The sequence below is a fragment of the Bacteroides sp. CACC 737 genome (assembly GCF_013874375.1).
GTDB classification, from domain to species: Bacteria; Bacteroidota; Bacteroidia; order Bacteroidales; family Bacteroidaceae; genus Bacteroides; species Bacteroides uniformis.
This window is the reverse complement of sequence record NZ_CP059408.1, coordinates 3,011,364-3,029,649: the sequence shown is the minus strand read 5'-3', so window position 1 is coordinate 3,029,649 and position 18,286 is coordinate 3,011,364. Positions and strand designations below refer to the sequence as shown.

Sequence of the window (18,286 nt, the reverse complement as noted above, 5' to 3'; positions counted from 1 at the left end):
AAAATAAATATAAATGAGTAAATAAAAAATTAAATAGATGCTTTTTTCTCCTTTATACTCAATTTGTTAGCAACTTTATGCAGTCGATTGGAAGGAATTAATACAGTTCCAAACCAAACTCTTCTTTTAGTTGTAGTAGGGCACTGTTCTTTTGTGCCATCATCTGGAATTTTTCAACGCGTCCGTAGGCACGTACCTTTTCAGTAGGAGCACTAATCCGGACAGTCATGGTGACTTTGCGGTTCTTTAGCCGGGTACGTAGGTAATTTTGCAGAGTGGGTATCATGCCGGTAAATTCCTTGGCAATGATTTCATTGTCTACTACAGCCTCAAAAGTTGTGTCATTTATTAAAGTGATGCGCATGTTCTGCATGCGCTTGGCTATGGCTACTTGCTCCTTGGGCATACGTCCGGCATACTCCTGCCAGTAATAGTTCAAATCCCTTTCATTGAAGATGTAGTCCTCTTCTGGTTGTGCTGCTTGGTGGGCGGCAGTAGAGTTGGATGAAGGGTTTCTTTGTTCCTCTTCTATATGGGGGCGTTTGATGGATACCCCTAATCCGGACATTTTCATGACCGGAATTTTTTTCTCTTCTCTCCCTTGTGCCATTAATATGGCAGCAGGTGTAGCATGTGGAGTTGGAGTATTGCCATGCTGCGTAGCAGCAGGTTGAGGAGTTCTGTTTGGTTGTACTGCCGGCTGTACAGTTTGTTGGGGCATGGCAGCAGTGGCTTGTGGCTGCTGAACGGCGGCAGGCTGCGTGAATATGGGTTTTATAGCTTGTTTAGGGCTGCGCCCATTGGTACCGTCGTCCTCCTCGGCGGTCAGTTGTGCCACTTGTATCAGAGTAAGCTCTACCAGTAGCCGTTTGTTTTTACTGGCACGGTAGTTCAGGTCACAATCGTTGCAGAGCTTCATGGCACGGTAAAGAAAAGGGAGGGGGCATTGCTGTGCTTGTGCTTGGTAACGTTCGCGGATGCTTGCGCCCACTTCAAGCAACGGCAGTGTCGCCGGGTCTTTGCTGACAAGCAAGTCGCGCAGGTGGGATGAAAGTCCGGTGATGAAGTGGCTGCCGTCGAAGCCTTTGTTGAGCACATCATTCAGTAATAGCAACGCGTCACTGATTTTGTTCTCAAGAAAGAATCCGGTTAGTTTGAAGTAGTATTCATAGTCCAGCACATTGAGGTTTTCAATCACGCTCTTATAGGTGATGTGTCCTCCGGTGAAGCTTACCACCTGGTCGAAGATGGATAGTGCGTCGCGCATACCGCCGTCTGCTTTGAGGGCAATGACATTCAACGCTTCCGGTTCAGCAGTGATACCTTCTTTGGAGGCGACATATGCGAGGTGTGCTACGGTATCTTCCACACCAATCCGGCTGAAATCATATATTTGGCAGCGTGAAAGGATGGTGGGCAGTATCTTGTGCTTCTCGGTAGTGGCAAGGATGAATATGGCATGGCGTGGAGGCTCTTCCAGTGTTTTCAGGAAAGCATTGAAAGCCGAGGCGGACAGCATATGTACCTCGTCAATGATATATACTTTGTATTTACCTATCTGAGGTGGTATGCGTACCTGCTCCACCAATTGGCGGATGTCATCTACAGAGTTGTTTGAGGCGGCATCCAGTTCATGGATATTGTAGGAGCGTTGCTCATTGAAGGCAGTGCAGGATTCACACTGGTTGCATGCTTCACCGTCTGCTGTGGGACTCATGCAGTTGATTGTTTTAGCAAAGATACGGGCACAGGTCGTTTTTCCCACGCCTCTCGGACCGCAAAAAAGATAGGCATGCGCCAATTTTCCGGTGGCAATGGCATTCTTCAAGGTAGTGGTCAGTGCACGTTGGCCTACCACAGACTCAAAGGTCGAGGGACGATATTTCCGTGCAGATACGATATAGTTTTCCATATTCGGGATATTCTTTGCTTTTTGTGCAAATGTACACAAAAAAAAGAAATCTTTCGGTTATTCCTCTTATCTTTGTGACGTGAAGTTATATGATGGGCAAGTTCCATCATGAATGATAAATTGCTAAATAGTAGATAACGAGATGGATAAACTTGCTTCTCTCTGGTCTTTTGTCCGCAAGCATAAATATTTGATTACGCTTGCGTTGTTTGCTGTAATTATCGGGTTCCTGGATGAGAACAGTGTTGTACGCCGTTTGGGTTACGCCCGGGAAGAAAGTCGTCTGCGCGATGAAATAGAAAAGTACCGCAAGGAATACGAGGAGAATACCGAACGGCTCAATGAACTTGCCGTCGACTCCGGTGCCATCGAACGGATTGCCCGTGAGAAGTATCTGATGAAAAAGCCCAATGAGGATATTTATGTATTTGAAGAAGATATAGAAGAATGAAACAACTGATACCCGCCCTTTTTGCAGTAGGGGCCGTGATGCTCCTGGCTGGAGCTGCCGTTTATATTACGGGCTGGCCTCTTTCACCTTATATATATACTGTCGGTGCTACGATGGTTGCTTTGGCACAAATCAATTTTCCGTCCAAGTGTAAAAGTCCCACCGTCAAACGCCTGCGTCGGCAGCAAATATTCGGTGCACTTTTGCTGGTGCTTACGGGGGCATTCATGCTCTTTACAAGGGGCAATGAATGGATTGTGTCTCTGACGATAGCCGCCATTCTTGAGCTTTACACTTCGGTACGTATTCCACAAGAGGAGGCGAAAGAAGGTTTAAGCTAAATCCGGAACATATATTCTGCATAAACAAGAGGGGCTGAACTCTTTTATAGAGCCAGCCCCTTTCTCATTTAGTTAATCTTCTGCGTTATCCGTCTATCTTTTTACCTTTTCTACTGTCAGAACTGCCGAAGAGATACCTGCCGTTACGTCAACAGTGAACCGGTAAGCAACACCGTTTTCCAAACTTTTGCCTTTTACGAGTCCCAAGTTGCCGGCATCACGTCCATTGGTACCGTCACCTATAAATACTAGGTCACTGGTGGTAGACAAGGCATCGTTTTTATATTCACCTCCCCAACCTTGCTGGTGGAAGAACTTGAAGTTGATGTCATCTGATTTGATTTGCTCTCCCGCTACTACCGTCACCTGATATTTCTTTGCTTCAATCTGTGACATGCAGAGCCCTTTCTCTGTGGTCCAACCTACGGCATTGGTTGCTACTGAGGGCTTACCGATGCCATCACCGATAATCCAAAGGGCACCGGTTCCGTCATCGTTCAGTGTATCGGTACTTGTTCCGTTCATTTTCAATACTTCCAAATAATTTAGGTCCAGATTGGCAATGATACGGTAAGTTCCGTCGATGGGTAAAAATTTCAGTGAACCGTCTTCATTCTTTTTGAAGAAGTCGGGATCTATCCAGTACTGGTTGAAGTTGGGAATATCTGCGGTGATGTTGTCCCCTTGTTTCAGGTTGAGGTCGATGCTGTAATGGTTATCATCCACCATTTCCATTTCAGAGCCGTTCAGTAACAATTTCACGAAAGGGGCGGCCGCATAAGTCAGCGTGTTGAAGGAGATGGAATACTTCCCGGCTGACAGACTGGAGAAAGTAATCTCACTGGAAGTACCTTGTGTGATGGCACCGTTACTCCATCCGAAATTGATTTCATTGCCGTTGGCGCCTACTTTAGGAGCTTTGATGTAACCTTTCACTTTTTGTGCAAATTCACTGGTCACACTATACTGATTGGCTGCGACTTTTTCCATGCGGTATTCTTGGTCTCCGGAAATCAGAGTCAGGTAGGGGAAGTCCGGACGACTCAGCGCCACGTCGTAGCTTTTTTCTGTAATCGTAAAGTTGATGTTCTGCAGGATAAACTTCAGTGTAGCTGTTCCGTTGGGAATGTTTGCCAGATAGGGAACATATATTTTCCCGTTATACTCTTGTCCGCTAACTTTGGTACGGATTACAGTTTCGGAAACCATTTCGTCACTGAAGTATAACTGTGCTTTCAGTGTAGAAAGAGGTACATCTGCGTCCGAAGCTTTGATTGTAAAAGGCAGACTGTCGCCGAACAAGGCTGAAGAAGGTTCTGCCTGAAAGTCCATTGTCGGGTTGCCGGGAACCGGATCGTCATCGCTGCAGGCATTCAGCATGGCTATGCTTGCCAATGCCATCAGATAGTATTTAAAGTTTTTCATTATAATCTTCTGTTTAATTTGTTAGTCTTATTTTTTCCAACGATAAGAAACGACTGCTTTAGCCGGTACTTCGTAGGAGAAGTAGTGAGTGCCGTCACTTACAGTAATTCGTTTGGCATCTGCATTGTTGTTTGCCAATACGAAGGCATAAGTGCCGTCAGTGTTTTCAAAGGCCGAGTAGGTGACCCCATTGGCAGTGTAACCAGTCGTTCCGATACGTACAGCACCTGGTTTCACGACTGAAGACATGTGGCCGATAAGGTAATAATGGGAATTGCGGACAATTTTAGAATAGTTTGTATTGTCGATATCTACTGCACCGTAGCAGGTCTTGCAAGAACCGTCTGAAGGGCTTACCGGTCCCAGGTCACTGTCTAACATCAGGTTCCACACAATGGCACCGCGGCACCAGTTGTTGGCTGTCCCCAATGCTATTTCTTCCATATCGTTAAGCAGACGTGCTTCTAAATCGCGGCCGGAGTTCCAGGTGCCGATGGATGTTTCTGTGAAAAGCAATTCCTTGTTGGGGTAAAGCTTATGGATGTTCAGCAGTTCGGAACGGTTACCGCCATAATTGTGGTAGGCAGCACCTGCAATGTACTGTGAGGCTTCCGCATCATCATAAATCTTGGTGGGGTAACTTTTTTGATCGGCCAGATTGTCGTAGTTATAGTTATGGTCGAAAACATAAATCTTTGTGGCAACTCCGGCTTCTTTGAAAGCGGGACCCAGGCCGGTCTTGATGAAGTCACGGGCTTCTTCCCATCCCATAAACAAGGATGCTGAGTTACCGTGGTTCAGCGGTTCGTTCTGCGGAGTCACAGCGTGGATTTTGATACCTTCCTTTTCGAAAGCTTGTATCCATTTTACGAAATATTCGCCATACGTTCTGTAATATTCGGGGTTCAAGTGTCCGCTGGTCCATGAGTCAAAGGGTACACGTTCTTCCAGGCTTTTCACTTTCATCCACTTCGGACATGTCCATGGAGCAGCAATCACTTTGACAGTAGGATTGATTGCTAGAATTTCCTTCAATATAGGAATTACATACTTGGTGTCTTCCATCGGAAGGGCAAAGTGCTCAAGTCCCTTTTCGTCACAGCAAGTAAATTCACTGAATGAGAAGTCGGAACAACCGATGGCAATACGTACATAGCTGAAGCCGTAGCCTTCTTTATCCGAGAATGTCTCAGTCAGAAACTTCGTGCGGTTCTCTTGTGTCATTTGCATCAGGTTGTAACTGGTAGAGCCAGTAATGGCTGCGCCAAAACCGTCCATTTCCTGATAACGGGTGGTGGGGTCGAGTGTCACGGTAGAAGGTGACATGTTGCTTCCGGTGCCGAAGGCCAGTCCAGACTTTTTCAAGTCGTAAGTACGGCTGGTGTTCGTCACATAGATAGTAACATCTTTTGCCTCTTCTGTAGGTTGGTCTGGTGTAGGAGTGACGTCACTGTCATTATCATTGCCGCAGGCTGCCAATACAGCGAAGCAGCCTAATGCGGTAGTGAATATATTTTTCAAATTCATATTCTATTGATTTTTATATTACTTTTTATTGTTAATAGCCTGGATTCTGTACCAAATTCTCATTCTGGTCAATGGCTCCCTGAGGGATTGCGAGTAGATAAGAGTTTTCATTAAACAAATTCTCTTGTGCAAGGCGGCCACTGTCTTTGGCATAAACGGCGTTCATCACTTCTTCTACCTTATTGAGGCGGCAAAGGTCGTACCAGCGTTGTCCCTCAAAAGCAAGTTCCATACGGCGTTCGTCCATATAAGCTTGGAGCAATGCTTCTTTACTGCTACGGGTGCTTTGTGGAAGTTTACCCAGTCCGGCACGGTTACGGATGCGGTCAATAATGTCGGCTGCACCGTTCAGGTCGGGAGTTTCTCCCATAATTTTGGCTTCAGCCTTAAGAAGTAGGATGTCGGCATATCTCAGATAAATGATACTGTTGAAAGCAGAGCGGCATTTGTACATGAAAGCATAATGGTCTGCCGGATAATAGTTGCTCCATCCGCACTCGTACCATACAACAGACTCATTGTAGCGTTTCGTGTCTCCTTGCTCCTCATAGAGGCGGATAAGGTCGCGGGAAGGGGTAATCCATTTGGCCCAGGTAAAGCTTTCATCCCAGTTGCTTAAGTTGCGGCCAAACATCCACGTACACCAGTTACCTGAACCAGGAGGAAAATGAGCTTCGAGAATAGCTTCTTTAGTATTGCGTACCCGGCAGTCTTTTTTTTCTGTATCATAAGCCCAAAGGTCGCTGAAGTCTTCTACAAGGTCGAAGCCGTCGGCAGCCAATTCGTCGGCATATTTGATAACTTTTGCATAATCGCGCAGAGGCTTTTCTGCATAGACTTTGGCAAGCATGGCACGTGCCACCGATTTGGTAAGTATGCTCTTGTCGGATGCATCGTTTGTCGGTGTGTTGGGGTTTTCCACAGCTTCAGTCAAGTCTTTTTCTATTTGGGCATAAGCCTCTTCAGCTGTATTCTGTGGAGGAAAGTAGGTCGGGTACATCTCTTCTACGTTGTCTTCGGTGATGTCACCACCCACGGTAGTGATGACAGGGAAATTCCCCCATAAACGTACCATATCGAACATTACCATGGCACGGAATATCTTGGCTTGTGATTGATATTTGCCACGTTCACTGTCGCTGAGGGCCTTGAGTTGCTCACAGCCTACGATGATACGGTTGGCTTCGGCAATATCACCCAGAAAACGGTCCCAGTCACGTTTTAGTACGGAATTAGATCCTTCAATGGAATTGGTTTCATAAGGTACTACTTCTGCACCCGTTGTTCCGGCGTATGCATTGTCGGAGTGGGCGTCACCGATAAGCAGTTTGTCGACATACCAGTGCTCCTGCTGGTCGCGGAATTTTTTATGAAGGGTTACCATTGAGGTTTCCACATCTTGCACACTGTTGAAAATAGGTTTTTCATCTGTTTTGTCCACTCCTTCCGTTACATCCGAGTAGCTGTCTACCGGATTATAGTCCAGATCACATGAGGTTGCGGTTAGTGCCAACAGTACACCGCAAGCTATACTTTTATATATATGCTTTGATTTCATAAGTTATTTCTTCTTTTTTTTAGAATTCAACATTGATACCGAAAACGAATGCTTTACTCTGTGGATAGGTTCCATAGTCGATACCTTGTACGGAACCGCTGTTGCCATATTGGTTTACTTCAGGGTCCATACCGGAATAACTGGTCCAGGTTAGCAAATTGCTTGCAGTGAAGTAGGGTTGTACGCGGCTGATACCCCATTTCTTAAACTGGCGGCAACGGATGTTGTAAGAGAGTGAGATGTCTTTGACACGCAGATAACTGCCATCTTCTACAAAGTAAGTGGAGTTCTTGATGTTGAAGTTGGCTCTCGGAACACTGGTAATCTGTCCGGGAATCCTCCATCGTTTCAAAACTTCTGTTGATTGGTTTTTACCGTCATACATACCTTCGGTTTCCATGCGGGACACATTGAAGATGTCGTTTCCGTAGCTTCCTTGAATGAAGATGCTCAGACTAAGGTCTTTCCAAGTAAAAGTGTTCGTCAATCCGTAGATGAAGTCGGGATTCGGATCGCCGATATAGGTACGGTCAGAAGTGGAAATTTTGCCGTCTTCGTTGAGGTCGCGATAAATCAAGTTACCGGTTTCGGGATCTACACCGTCACTGATGTAGCCGTAGAAGCCACCCAAAGGACGTCCCGGTTCATTGCGTACGATGTTTTCCTTTACTACCTCGGCACTGCTTGCTGCTGTATAGACTTTTTGTAATGATAGCTTAGTCAGCTTGTTCTTGTTGAAAGATATGTTGAAGTCTGTGTCCCAAGAGAATTCGCCGGTCAGGTTGTGAGAATTGAGTGAGAATTCAAATCCTTTATTGGTCATCTCGCCTTCATTACGGGTGATGCTGGTAGTTGCTGCTGCACCTGCAGGCAGACTTACATTCATCAACATGTCTGTTGTCTTCTTGTAATAGTAATCCATGCTGAAGGTCAGTCTATTGTTCAGCACAGTTAAGTCAAGACCGATGTTGGTTTGGCTGGTGGTTTCCCATTTCAGGTCACTTGTTCTAAGGTTGGCTTGGCTGATACCGGGAACTGCATGGTCGTTGCCTTCTTCAAACCACGGTATGCGGTTGATGTTGTAGCGTTGCAGATATGAGTAATCACCTATGCCGCTTTGGTTACCGGTCTGTCCCCAGCCGCCGCGAAGCTTCAAGTCATCAATCCAAGTAATGTCTTTCATGAATTTCTCTGACGAAATACGCCAGGCAGCCGAGAAGGAGGGGAAAATGCCCCAGCGATGGTCGGGATGCAGCTTGGATGAACCGTCGGCACGCATGTTCATGGTAAGCATGTACTTGCTGTCATAATTGTAGGACACACGGGCAAAATAGGAAGAGATAGCCCACTGTGAGGCTCCTGATCCGGTACCGTCCCATGAAATTTTATTGGCGGCATTCAGAGTGTGTATTTTATCGTCCCGGAAGTGTGAACCATTAATATAGCTGTTGGTATAGTCTGATTTGGTGTAGGAAGAACCTGCCATGACGTCGATGCCATGTTTCTTGATGTTGGTGTTGTAAGTCAATACATTATCGAAAACCAATACGGTATTCATGTTTCGGTTGTCAGAGGCTGTTCCGAAACTGTTGCGTCCGTCGGTAGTTGATATTGGATCGAGAAATGTAGTGCTTACACCGTTGCGGCGGTCCAGTGCTACAGATGATTTCAACTTCAGGTTGGGCAGGAAGCTGATGGTAGCGGCTCCGGATGCGATGAGGCGGTTTTCCTTGTTTTTGTTGTTTTTCTGGCGGGCTAGGTTTTCCATCGGGTTCATGATATTTACCCCATAGAAGTTCTTATTGTATTGATTCGGCTTTTCAGGGTCCCAAATAGGAGCATAGGTCGGTGTATTGATAACCGAAAGGACTACACCTCCACGGTTGGCACCTGTTCCGGAAATGATGCCGGTGTTTCCGATGTTATCGGAGTAGGAGATATTGGCACTTACATTCAGCCAACTGCGTATTTGGTTGTCGATATTGGCACGGAAGCTGTATCGTTTGAAGTACGTACCTTCCAAAATTCCTTTTTCATCCAGATAACCGGCAGAGAGGAAGTATTTCATCTTTTCGTTTCCGTTAGACACGGACACTTGATAGTTCTGAGTCTGTCCGGTTTTGTAAACCTCGTCAAACCAGTCTGTTTGGTCTGTTAAACCTTCAAGGTCAGCGGGATTGACGGCGCCAATCTCTTTCTGTAATTCACGGTATTGTTCTGTATTCAAAGCCTCCATGCTTTTGGCCACTTTCGTCATACCATATTGTACGTTCAGTGCTACTTTGGCATTGCCTTCTGCTCCGGCTTTGGTCGTAATTAGTACTACACCGTTGGCTGCACGCGAACCATAGATGGCTGCCGATGAAGCGTCCTTTAAGATAGAGAGGCTTTCGATATCATTGGGTGATAAGAAGTTGATATTGTCTACAGGTACACCATCCACTACGTAGAGCGGGTCGTTGCTACCATTGAATGAGGTGGTACCACGTACACGGATACTCATACCACCGCCCGGTTCGCCGCTGGGCTGCATAACCGACACACCAGCTGCTTTGCCTTGTAGGGCTTGGGCGGCCGATACAATGGGGCGCTGATCCAAATCCTTTGTAGAAACCGTAGATACGGCAGTGGTTACGTCTTTGCGTTTTACACTTCCATAGCCGATGACTACCACTTCGTCCAGCAGTTCGTTGTCTTCCTGCAATGTGACATTCATGTTGGTGGTTGCTTTTACCTCCATCGTTTTATAGCCGATGAAAGATATTACCAGTGTGGCATTTTGTTCTACACTTAGGGAAAACTCTCCGTCTAGATTGGTGACAACACCGTTTGTTGTTCCCTTTTCCAATACAGATGCGCCGATGACCTCCAGGCCTGCGGTATCTACTACTTTACCCGTAGCTGTCAATCGTTGGGCAAATGCATTTGTTGACATTAGCAGTACGAGTAATGTCAGAAGGAGCTTGTAACTCCGCGTAAGAAGATTTCTTGTAATCATTCTCATAGTACTTTTATTAAAAGATTTGATTTATTTAGAAAAGTATGTTCTAATAGGGATTAGTTGTTTTTCCATAGTACACTTTCCTTTCTGTTTGCAAAGATAGTGGACAACCCTATTTGTCTGATAGGTGGGTAATGTGTGGAAGTAAGTCTGTATAAAATTTAAATATCATAAAATCAGTGTATTATAATGTTTGTGGTTAGTGGGTAAAGTAAAGGTTTGCTACTATGGAAGTAGGTTTGGACATACTGTGTTATTACTTCAAACGATCGAAATAGCTCTTAATTTTAGTGTACTTTTTTAGGGTAGAAGTAGCTTATCTTTAGATAGATTAATTTATCTTTGTGCTCTCTGCTTTATGTAAATAATAGAAATGAAAAGAAAAATCATAGCTTTGCTGTTTTTGCTGGTGGGGTGTACTTTCCTGAATGCGGCACCTTACAGTGAAAAGATAAAAGAACTACTGGTACGCCTTGACTCTCTGATTGCGCAGAAAAACACGTTTGTTATGCTTAAAGAGGCGAAGATTGCTCAGTTGCACAAGCTTCAAAAGGATGTGCGTACTTTGGAGGAGAGATATTGGCTGAATAAAAATCTTTATGATGAGTATTGTGTCTATAATGCCGATTCTGCAATGAATTATGTGGTAGATAATTTGGATATAGTTTATAGGCAGAATGATAAATACCGGCAGATGGAGTGGAAGATAAAAAAGTCTTTTCTGTTGGCTGCCACCGGTTTGTTGAAAGAAGCCCAGGATGAATTGCGCGGAGTTTCAGGCGGTTCGCTCCCCAAAGAATTGTTAGTGGACTATTATGGACAAATGCTGTATCTGTATTCGCATTTCAATCAGTATACCGGTAGTGAAATGGCCACTTTGCATGAACATTATGCACAGTTGGAACGTGTTTACAAAGACTCCTTGAATATGGTTCTTACCCCTGAACATCCCTTGTTCTTGTGGTATAAGGGGCAGGTAGTGCAAGGTACGGACAGTATGTATGTTTTTAAGGAGCGTTTGCAGAAGGGAATCTTTAATTCTGCATTCGATACTCGGCGTGATGCCATGAATGCTTACGTGCTGGCTTGCTTTTATCGCGAGTCCGATGAGCAAGAAAATTATCTGACTTACCTGATATATTCTGCTATGGCCGATGTACGTATCTCCAATAAAGATATTGCTTCGCTGGAAGAGCTGGCGGGGGTGCTTTTTAGTTTGGGTGATATTGACCATGCCTATGTCTACATGAGTTACTGCTTGCAGAATGCCTTGGCATATCGGAACCGGGTGAGAGTAGTAGGCATCTCTGCGGTGCAGGACACCATTCATCAGATTTATCAGGAACGTAATCAGAAGCAAGAAGCGCGGTTACGTATGTATTTGGTATTGGTCAGTGTCTTGTCCTTGATATCCTTGTTTGCTTTTCTGTATATATATAAGCAGATGAAGCGGTTGAAGCAGTCGCGCCAACAGCTGAATGAGGCAAACAACCGCTTGAATAAGCATGTGGAAGAACTTTCGAAAATGCACGGACAAGTGGCAGAAACGAATGTACAGCTTACTTCTTTGAATGAACAGCTGAGAGATACCAATAATCAGCTTCGTGAATCCAACTATGTGAAGGAGGAATACATAGGTTATGTTTTTTCCATTTGTTCCAATTATATCAGCAAGCTGGATGAGTATCGGAAAAATATCAATCGTAAGCTTAAGGCAAATCAGTTGGAGGATGTGAAAGCATTAACCGATACTCATTCTATGGCACAGAATGAGCTGAAAGAGTTCTATCATAACTTTGATGCTATCTTCTTGCACATTTATCCGGATTTTGTAAGTGACTTCAATGCCTTGCTCCATCCTGACGAGCAGATTGTGCTAAAAGATGGTGAGTTGCTGAATACGGAATTGCGCATTTATGCTTTGGTGCGTTTAGGTATCACTGATAGTGTGAAGATTGCCGAATTCTTGCATTATTCACCTCAGACCGTTTATAATAATCGTTTGAAGACACGTAATAAGGCTATCATTCCTCGGGAAGAGTTTGCTGCCGCTGTGCGTTCTTTGGGTAGGGCACAGAAGTGGACTTGATAAAGGCTTCTACTGATTGTCGCTGTATGACGTATAGATGGTAGCTAAGAATTAGGATACAAACTGCGATGTACCACCTTATTTTTCCCTAAGAACTAATCCTTCCACACCCGTGTTTCTTTCTTACCACAGCTGTGGTAAGAAAGAAACACGGGTGTGGAAAGAAAGCAACATATCTGTGGTGAGAAAAGTTGTTCATTAGTTCCCGTTTAGTTTCCGTGCTTTCCGGATGTAGCCTTTCGCAGGTTTATTGTCAGTTCTCTTTGTGTTCCGCAAGCGCGGTGCCTGTCGTTCAGTGGTCTATGTCAAGGTATGAATTGGAGCTTGTATTGCGCGCGCGTATATATATAATGTGTCCCTTCCTTTCCTTATCCCAGTTTCCTTTAAAAAACATGCTTTAAAACATATCTATCAATCAGTGAGTTATGAAAAAGTTCATGGAATCTCTCAAAAAAAACCGTGTATAAATTTTGCAGATGTCCATAAAAGGCCTACTTTTGCATCCGCTTTCGGGAACGAAGGCGGCGATGTTTTGACATTCTGACAGTAAAACGGAGCGGTAAGCTTCCATTTTTTCTCTTCTTTGCCATCGGTTTCTTCTGGAACTTCGGCCTTGGAAAAGAAAAATGAAAAAAAACTTCTGAAAATATTTGGAAGTTATGCTTTAAAGTTCTTACCTTTGCACCCGCTTTTGAAAATGAAAGCAGCGCGAGTTGACATTCTTTTAAAAGAAACGGTGCCTGGTTCTTCTTTCTTTTTCTTTTTGCCTCCCTTTCGACAAGAGAGACGACGAGGAAAGAGAAAAGAGAGAAAAAAAGAAAAAAAAACTTCCGAAAATATTTGGAGGATATACTTAAAAGTTCTTACCTTTGCATCCGCTTTCTGAAAAGAACAGCAATCGTGAAACGAGCGATCTTTGAACAGATTTACATAAACAATACAAGTAGTACAAGAGCAAGGTTTTTCCTTATCAATGGGGAAAGCCTTGGGTAAAACAAGAGAACCGTCAATACTTATTTTATATAGGTAAAGATAAACTTTTGAATTCGAGCGTCCTGAACAGATAACAAGCTGTCGCATTTTGATTTTTTAATTTGCGCAGTCACGATACTTTTACAATGAAGAGTTTGATCCTGGCTCAGGATGAACGCTAGCTACAGGCTTAACACATGCAAGTCGAGGGGCATCAGGAAGAAAGCTTGCTTTCTTTGCTGGCGACCGGCGCACGGGTGAGTAACACGTATCCAACCTGCCGATGACTCGGGGATAGCCTTTCGAAAGAAAGATTAATACCCGATGGTATATCTGAAAGGCATCTTTCAGCTATTAAAGAATTTCGGTCATTGATGGGGATGCGTTCCATTAGGTTGTTGGCGGGGTAACGGCCCACCAAGCCATCGATGGATAGGGGTTCTGAGAGGAAGGTCCCCCACATTGGAACTGAGACACGGTCCAAACTCCTACGGGAGGCAGCAGTGAGGAATATTGGTCAATGGACGAGAGTCTGAACCAGCCAAGTAGCGTGAAGGATGACTGCCCTATGGGTTGTAAACTTCTTTTATACGGGAATAAAGTTAGGCACGTGTGCCTTTTTGTATGTACCGTATGAATAAGGATCGGCTAACTCCGTGCCAGCAGCCGCGGTAATACGGAGGATCCGAGCGTTATCCGGATTTATTGGGTTTAAAGGGAGCGTAGGCGGATGCTTAAGTCAGTTGTGAAAGTTTGCGGCTCAACCGTAAAATTGCAGTTGATACTGGGTGTCTTGAGTACAGTAGAGGCAGGCGGAATTCGTGGTGTAGCGGTGAAATGCTTAGATATCACGAAGAACTCCGATTGCGAAGGCAGCTTGCTGGACTGTAACTGACGCTGATGCTCGAAAGTGTGGGTATCAAACAGGATTAGATACCCTGGTAGTCCACACAGTAAACGATGAATACTCGCTGTTTGCGATATACAGTAAGCGGCCAAGCGAAAGCGTTAAGTATTCCACCTGGGGAGTACGCCGGCAACGGTGAAACTCAAAGGAATTGACGGGGGCCCGCACAAGCGGAGGAACATGTGGTTTAATTCGATGATACGCGAGGAACCTTACCCGGGCTTAAATTGCAAATGAATGTTCTGGAAACAGATCAGCCGCAAGGCATTTGTGAAGGTGCTGCATGGTTGTCGTCAGCTCGTGCCGTGAGGTGTCGGCTTAAGTGCCATAACGAGCGCAACCCTTATCGATAGTTACCATCAGGTTATGCTGGGGACTCTGTCGAGACTGCCGTCGTAAGATGTGAGGAAGGTGGGGATGACGTCAAATCAGCACGGCCCTTACGTCCGGGGCTACACACGTGTTACAATGGGGGGTACAGAAGGCAGCTACACGGCGACGTGATGCTAATCCCTAAAACCTCTCTCAGTTCGGATTGGAGTCTGCAACCCGACTCCATGAAGCTGGATTCGCTAGTAATCGCGCATCAGCCACGGCGCGGTGAATACGTTCCCGGGCCTTGTACACACCGCCCGTCAAGCCATGAAAGCCGGGGGTACCTGAAGTGCGTAACCGCGAGGAGCGCCCTAGGGTAAAACTGGTGATTGGGGCTAAGTCGTAACAAGGTAGCCGTACCGGAAGGTGCGGCTGGAACACCTCCTTTCTGGAGTGACGTCTCGACTCGATCGTTGGTTCTTGAAGTTATGCTTCCATAAGAACCTCTTGTACTGCGCGTACTTGTTTATTAAAATATACGAGAAAAGTAGAAGCCGAGCCGTAAGGCGAGGGTTTGACTGACAGTCCTATAGCTCAGTTGGTTAGAGCGCTACACTGATAATGTAGAGGTCGGCAGTTCAACTCTGCCTGGGACTACTTCTCAGTTGGTGACCGACCGGTTACGATTTAGCGGGTCTTTCATCAATGGTGAAGGGGGATTAGCTCAGCTGGCTAGAGCACCTGCTTTGCACGCAGGGGGTCAACGGTTCGAATCCGTTATTCTCCACTTCTCAAGATTAGGAATTATCTTTAATCCTTAATCCTTGACAACGATCTTTGACATGATGTGACCAAAAAAGTAAAGTTGAAAGCTGAAAGTATATATCGACCATACGTGATCGGTAAGACAAAAAGTAAGTAAGGGCACATGGCGGATGCCTTGGCTCTCGGAGGCGATGAAGGACGTGATAAGCTGCGATAAGCCGCGGGTAGGTGCAAATGACCTTTGATCCGCGGATTTCCGAATGGGACAACCCGATATCCTGAAGGGATATCATCCCGCAATGCGGGAGGCTAACGCAGGGAACTGAAACATCTTAGTACCTGCAGGAAAAGAAAATAAATAATGATTCCCCCAGTAGTGGCGAGCGAACGGGGAACAGCCCAAACCATCCATGTTACGGCATGTGTGGGGTTGTAGGACCACGTTGTGGCAAGAAAGTTGGTGAGCAGAATGTTCTGGAAAGTACAGCCATAGAGCATGATAGCTGCGTATGCGAAGCCAACCGAAGCCTAGTGGTATCCTGAGTAGCGCGGAGCACGAGGAATTCTGCGTGAATCTGCCGGGACCATCCGGTAAGGCTAAATACTCCCGAGAGACCGATAGTGAACCAGTACTGTGAAGGAAAGGTGAAAAGCACTTCGAACAGAAGAGTGAAATAGTTCCTGAAACCATGTGCCTACAAGCGGTCGGAGCACTTTTAGTGTGACGGCGTGCCTTTTGCATAATGAACCTACGAGTTACTTTTTCCGGCGAGGTTAAGGATCTCAGATCCGCAGCCGAAGCGAAAGCGAGTCTGAACAGGGCGTATAGTCGGAAGGAGTAGACGCGAAACCAAGTGATCTACCCTTGGGCAGGTTGAAGGATGGGTAACACCATCTGGAGGACCGAACCAATAAGCGTTGAAAAGCTTCTGGATGACCTGAGGGTGGGGGTGAAAGGCTAATCAAACTTGGAGATAGCTCGTACTCCCCGAAATGCATTTAGGTGCAGCCTTGACTTATACTGACATGAGGTAGAGCGACTGATAAGATGCGAGGGCTTCACCGCCTATCAAGTCTTGACAAACTCCGAATGCGTGTCAGTTCTATGTCAGGAGTGAGGGCATGGGTGCTAAGGTCCATGTCCTAAAGGAGAACAATCCGGACCAACAGCTAAGGTCCCGAAATGAATACTAAGTTGAACTAACGAAGTCAGATTGCTAAGACAGCTAGGATGTTGGCTTGGAAGCAGCCATTCATTTAAAGAGTGCGTAACAGCTCACTAGTCGAGGAGTTTGGCGTGGATAATAATCGGGCATAAGTATTCTACCGAAGCTTTGGGATGAGAAATCATCGGTAGGGGAGCATTCCACTCTGCGTCGAAGGTAAGGCGTGAGCCTTGCTGGAGCGTGTGGAAAAGCAAATGTAGGTATAAGTAACGATAAAGGGGGTGAGAAACCCCCTCGCCGAAAGACTAAGGTTTCCTGATCAACGCTAATCGGATCAGGGTAAGTCGGGTCCTAAGGCTCAGCCGAACGGCGAGGCCGATGGCAGAACCGGTTAATATTCCGGTACTACCTTAAGGAGTGACGTGGAGACGGAGTCGTGACAGCGCCGCGGACTGACGGAATAGTCCGTTGAAGGGTGTAGATGTTGATTGTTCCAGGCAAATCCGGAATGAGAGTCGAACCTGACAGTATGGAGCGTCCTTCTGGACAATCCAATAGTGCGTGTAATCATACTTCCAAGAAAATCCGCTAAACTTAATCCTTACGGTACCCGTACCGCAAACGGACACACGTAGTCGGGTTGAATATACTAAGGCGCTTGAGTGATTCACGGTTAAGGAACTAGGCAAACTGACCCTGTAACTTCGGGATAAAGGGTCCTCAAGCAATTGAGGCGCAGAGAATAGGTCCAGGCAACTGTTTAACAAAAACACAGGGCTGTGCAAAATTGAAAGATGAAGTATACAGCCTGACACCTGCCCGGTGCTGGAAGGTTAAGAGGAGACGTCATCGCAAGAGAAGCGTTGAATTGAAGCCCCAGTAAACGGCGGCCGTAACTATAACGGTCCTAAGGTAGCGAAATTCCTTGTCGGGTAAGTTCCGACCTGCACGAATGGTGTAATGATCTGGACGCTGTCTCAACCGTGAGCTCAGTGAAATTGTAGTATCGGTGAAGATGCCGATTACCCGCGATGGGACGAAAAGACCCCGTGAACCTTTACTATAGCTTAACATTGAATTTGGGTAATTGATGTGTAGGATAGGCCGGAGGCTTTGAAGCGGGCACGCCAGTGTTCGTGGAGCCGCTGTTGAAATACGGCCCTTTGATTATTTGAGTTCTAACCCGCTGTTGCGGGGACACTGTTTGGTGGGTAGTTTGACTGGGGTGGTCGCCTCCAAAAGCGTAACGGAGGCTTCTAAAGGTGCCCTCACGACGATTGGTAACCGTCGGCAGAGTGTAATGGCATAAGGGCGCTTGACTGGGAGACTCACAAGTCGATCAGGTAGGAAACTAGAGCATAGTGATCCGGTGTTTCTGTATGGAAAGGACATCGCTCAAAGGATAAAAGGTACTCCGGGGATAACAGGCTGATCCCTCCCAAGAGCTCATATCGACGGAGGGGTTTGGCACCTCGATGTCGGCTCGTCACATCCTGGGGCTGGAGAAGGTCCCAAGGGTTGGGCTGTTCGCCCATTAAAGTGGCACGCGAGCTGGGTTCAGAACGTCGTGAGACAGTTCGGTCTCTATCTATCGTGGGCGCATGAAATTTGCGTGGCTCTGACACTAGTACGAGAGGACCGTGTTGGACTGACCTCTGGTTTACCGGTTGTGCCGCCAGGTGCATTGCCGGGTATCTAAGTCGGGATTGGATAAGTGCTGAAAGCATCTAAGTACGAAGCCAGCCACAAGATTAGATTTCTCAGGGTCGTTGTAGACTACAACGTTGATAGGACGCAGGTGTACAGGCAGCGATGTCATAGCCGAGCGTTACTAATTGCCCGTTCACTTTTTGCCTT

Annotated in this window: 9 protein-coding genes, 2 tRNA genes and 2 rRNA genes; 8 read left to right on the top strand and 5 right to left on the bottom strand. The window is 46.0% G+C overall.

All coding sequences use genetic code 11. The annotated features are described in order from the left end of the window. Positions 1-97: 97 nt before the first annotated feature. Positions 98-1,912: a DNA polymerase III subunit gamma/tau gene (locus tag H1A11_RS13005; protein WP_181757304.1), complete on the bottom strand. Its 1,815-nt coding sequence runs from the start codon at positions 1,910-1,912 to the stop codon at positions 98-100. A gap of 142 nt (positions 1,913-2,054) precedes the next feature. Between H1A11_RS13005 and H1A11_RS13000 the strand changes: the two genes are divergently transcribed. Together H1A11_RS13000 and H1A11_RS12995 are read left to right on the top strand one after the other, a co-directional pair. Continuing rightward, positions 2,055-2,363, top strand: a complete 309-nt coding sequence (locus H1A11_RS13000) for a septum formation initiator family protein (protein WP_005824736.1) — start codon at positions 2,055-2,057, stop codon at positions 2,361-2,363. After that, positions 2,360-2,704, top strand: coding sequence for a hypothetical protein (locus H1A11_RS12995; protein ID WP_181757303.1), 345 nt, complete (start codon positions 2,360-2,362; stop codon positions 2,702-2,704). Before H1A11_RS13000 ends, H1A11_RS12995 begins: the two co-directional genes overlap by 4 nt. A gap of 93 nt (positions 2,705-2,797) precedes the next feature. Here H1A11_RS12995 and H1A11_RS12990 read toward each other — a convergent pair whose 3' ends face one another. Genes H1A11_RS12990 through H1A11_RS12975 form a run of 4 tightly spaced genes read right to left on the bottom strand, consistent with a single transcriptional unit; the run spans position 2,798 to position 10,149 of the window. After that, a complete protein-coding gene (locus H1A11_RS12990; protein ID WP_138346495.1) occupies positions 2,798-4,129 on the bottom strand; it encodes a DUF5125 domain-containing protein in 1,332 nt (443 codons plus the stop codon). Between the two features lie 27 nt (positions 4,130-4,156). Beyond that, positions 4,157-5,656 (bottom strand): glycoside hydrolase family 30 beta sandwich domain-containing protein, encoded by a 1,500-nt coding sequence (locus tag H1A11_RS12985; RefSeq protein ID WP_117601292.1) that lies wholly within the window; start codon positions 5,654-5,656, stop codon positions 4,157-4,159. A gap of 31 nt (positions 5,657-5,687) precedes the next feature. After that, on the bottom strand, positions 5,688-7,214 hold the full coding sequence (locus H1A11_RS12980) for a RagB/SusD family nutrient uptake outer membrane protein (RefSeq protein WP_117601291.1): 1,527 nt from the start codon (positions 7,212-7,214) through the stop codon (positions 5,688-5,690). 19 nt (positions 7,215-7,233) lie between these two features. Continuing rightward, positions 7,234-10,149, bottom strand: coding sequence for a SusC/RagA family TonB-linked outer membrane protein (locus H1A11_RS12975; RefSeq protein ID WP_370293446.1), 2,916 nt, complete (start codon positions 10,147-10,149; stop codon positions 7,234-7,236). A 439-nt stretch (positions 10,150-10,588) separates the two neighbouring features. Here H1A11_RS12975 and H1A11_RS12970 point away from each other — a divergent pair, with 439 nt between their 5' ends. The 6 genes from H1A11_RS12970 to H1A11_RS12945 all read left to right on the top strand — a co-directional run bounded on the left by H1A11_RS12970 (position 10,589) and on the right by H1A11_RS12945 (position 18,284). After that, complete coding sequence (locus H1A11_RS12970) at positions 10,589-12,304, top strand: DUF6377 domain-containing protein (protein ID WP_117601289.1); 1,716 nt, start codon at positions 10,589-10,591, stop codon at positions 12,302-12,304. 613 nt (positions 12,305-12,917) lie between these two features. Beyond that, a complete protein-coding gene (locus tag H1A11_RS12965) occupies positions 12,918-13,190 on the top strand; it encodes a hypothetical protein (protein ID WP_181757302.1) in 273 nt (90 codons plus the stop codon). A 229-nt stretch (positions 13,191-13,419) separates the two neighbouring features. Then, positions 13,420-14,946, top strand: a 16S ribosomal RNA gene (locus H1A11_RS12960). 135 nt (positions 14,947-15,081) lie between these two features. Continuing rightward, positions 15,082-15,155: transfer RNA gene (locus H1A11_RS12955), tRNA-Ile, on the top strand. Positions 15,156-15,211: 56 nt separating this feature from the next. Continuing rightward, positions 15,212-15,285: transfer RNA gene (locus H1A11_RS12950), tRNA-Ala, on the top strand. A 121-nt stretch (positions 15,286-15,406) separates the two neighbouring features. Beyond that, positions 15,407-18,284 (top strand): 23S ribosomal RNA (locus H1A11_RS12945). The 16S and 23S rRNA genes sit together here with 2 tRNA genes alongside, the layout of an rRNA operon. Positions 18,285-18,286: the final 2 nt, after the last annotated feature.

Coding starts and splice junctions, on each gene's coding strand:
- H1A11_RS12975 (WP_370293446.1), bottom strand. CDS start 10,149: ATGTCAACAAATGCATTTGCCCAACGATTGACAGCTACGGGTAAAGTA.
- H1A11_RS13005 (WP_181757304.1), bottom strand. CDS start 1,912: ATGGAAAACTATATCGTATCTGCACGGAAATATCGTCCCTCGACCTTT.
- H1A11_RS13000 (WP_005824736.1), top strand. CDS start 2,055: ATGGATAAACTTGCTTCTCTCTGGTCTTTTGTCCGCAAGCATAAATAT.
- H1A11_RS12980 (WP_117601291.1), bottom strand. CDS start 7,214: ATGAAATCAAAGCATATATATAAAAGTATAGCTTGCGGTGTACTGTTG.
- H1A11_RS12990 (WP_138346495.1), bottom strand. CDS start 4,129: ATGAAAAACTTTAAATACTATCTGATGGCATTGGCAAGCATAGCCATG.
- H1A11_RS12970 (WP_117601289.1), top strand. CDS start 10,589: ATGAAAAGAAAAATCATAGCTTTGCTGTTTTTGCTGGTGGGGTGTACT.
- H1A11_RS12995 (WP_181757303.1), top strand. CDS start 2,360: ATGAAACAACTGATACCCGCCCTTTTTGCAGTAGGGGCCGTGATGCTC.
- H1A11_RS12985 (WP_117601292.1), bottom strand. CDS start 5,656: ATGAATTTGAAAAATATATTCACTACCGCATTAGGCTGCTTCGCTGTA.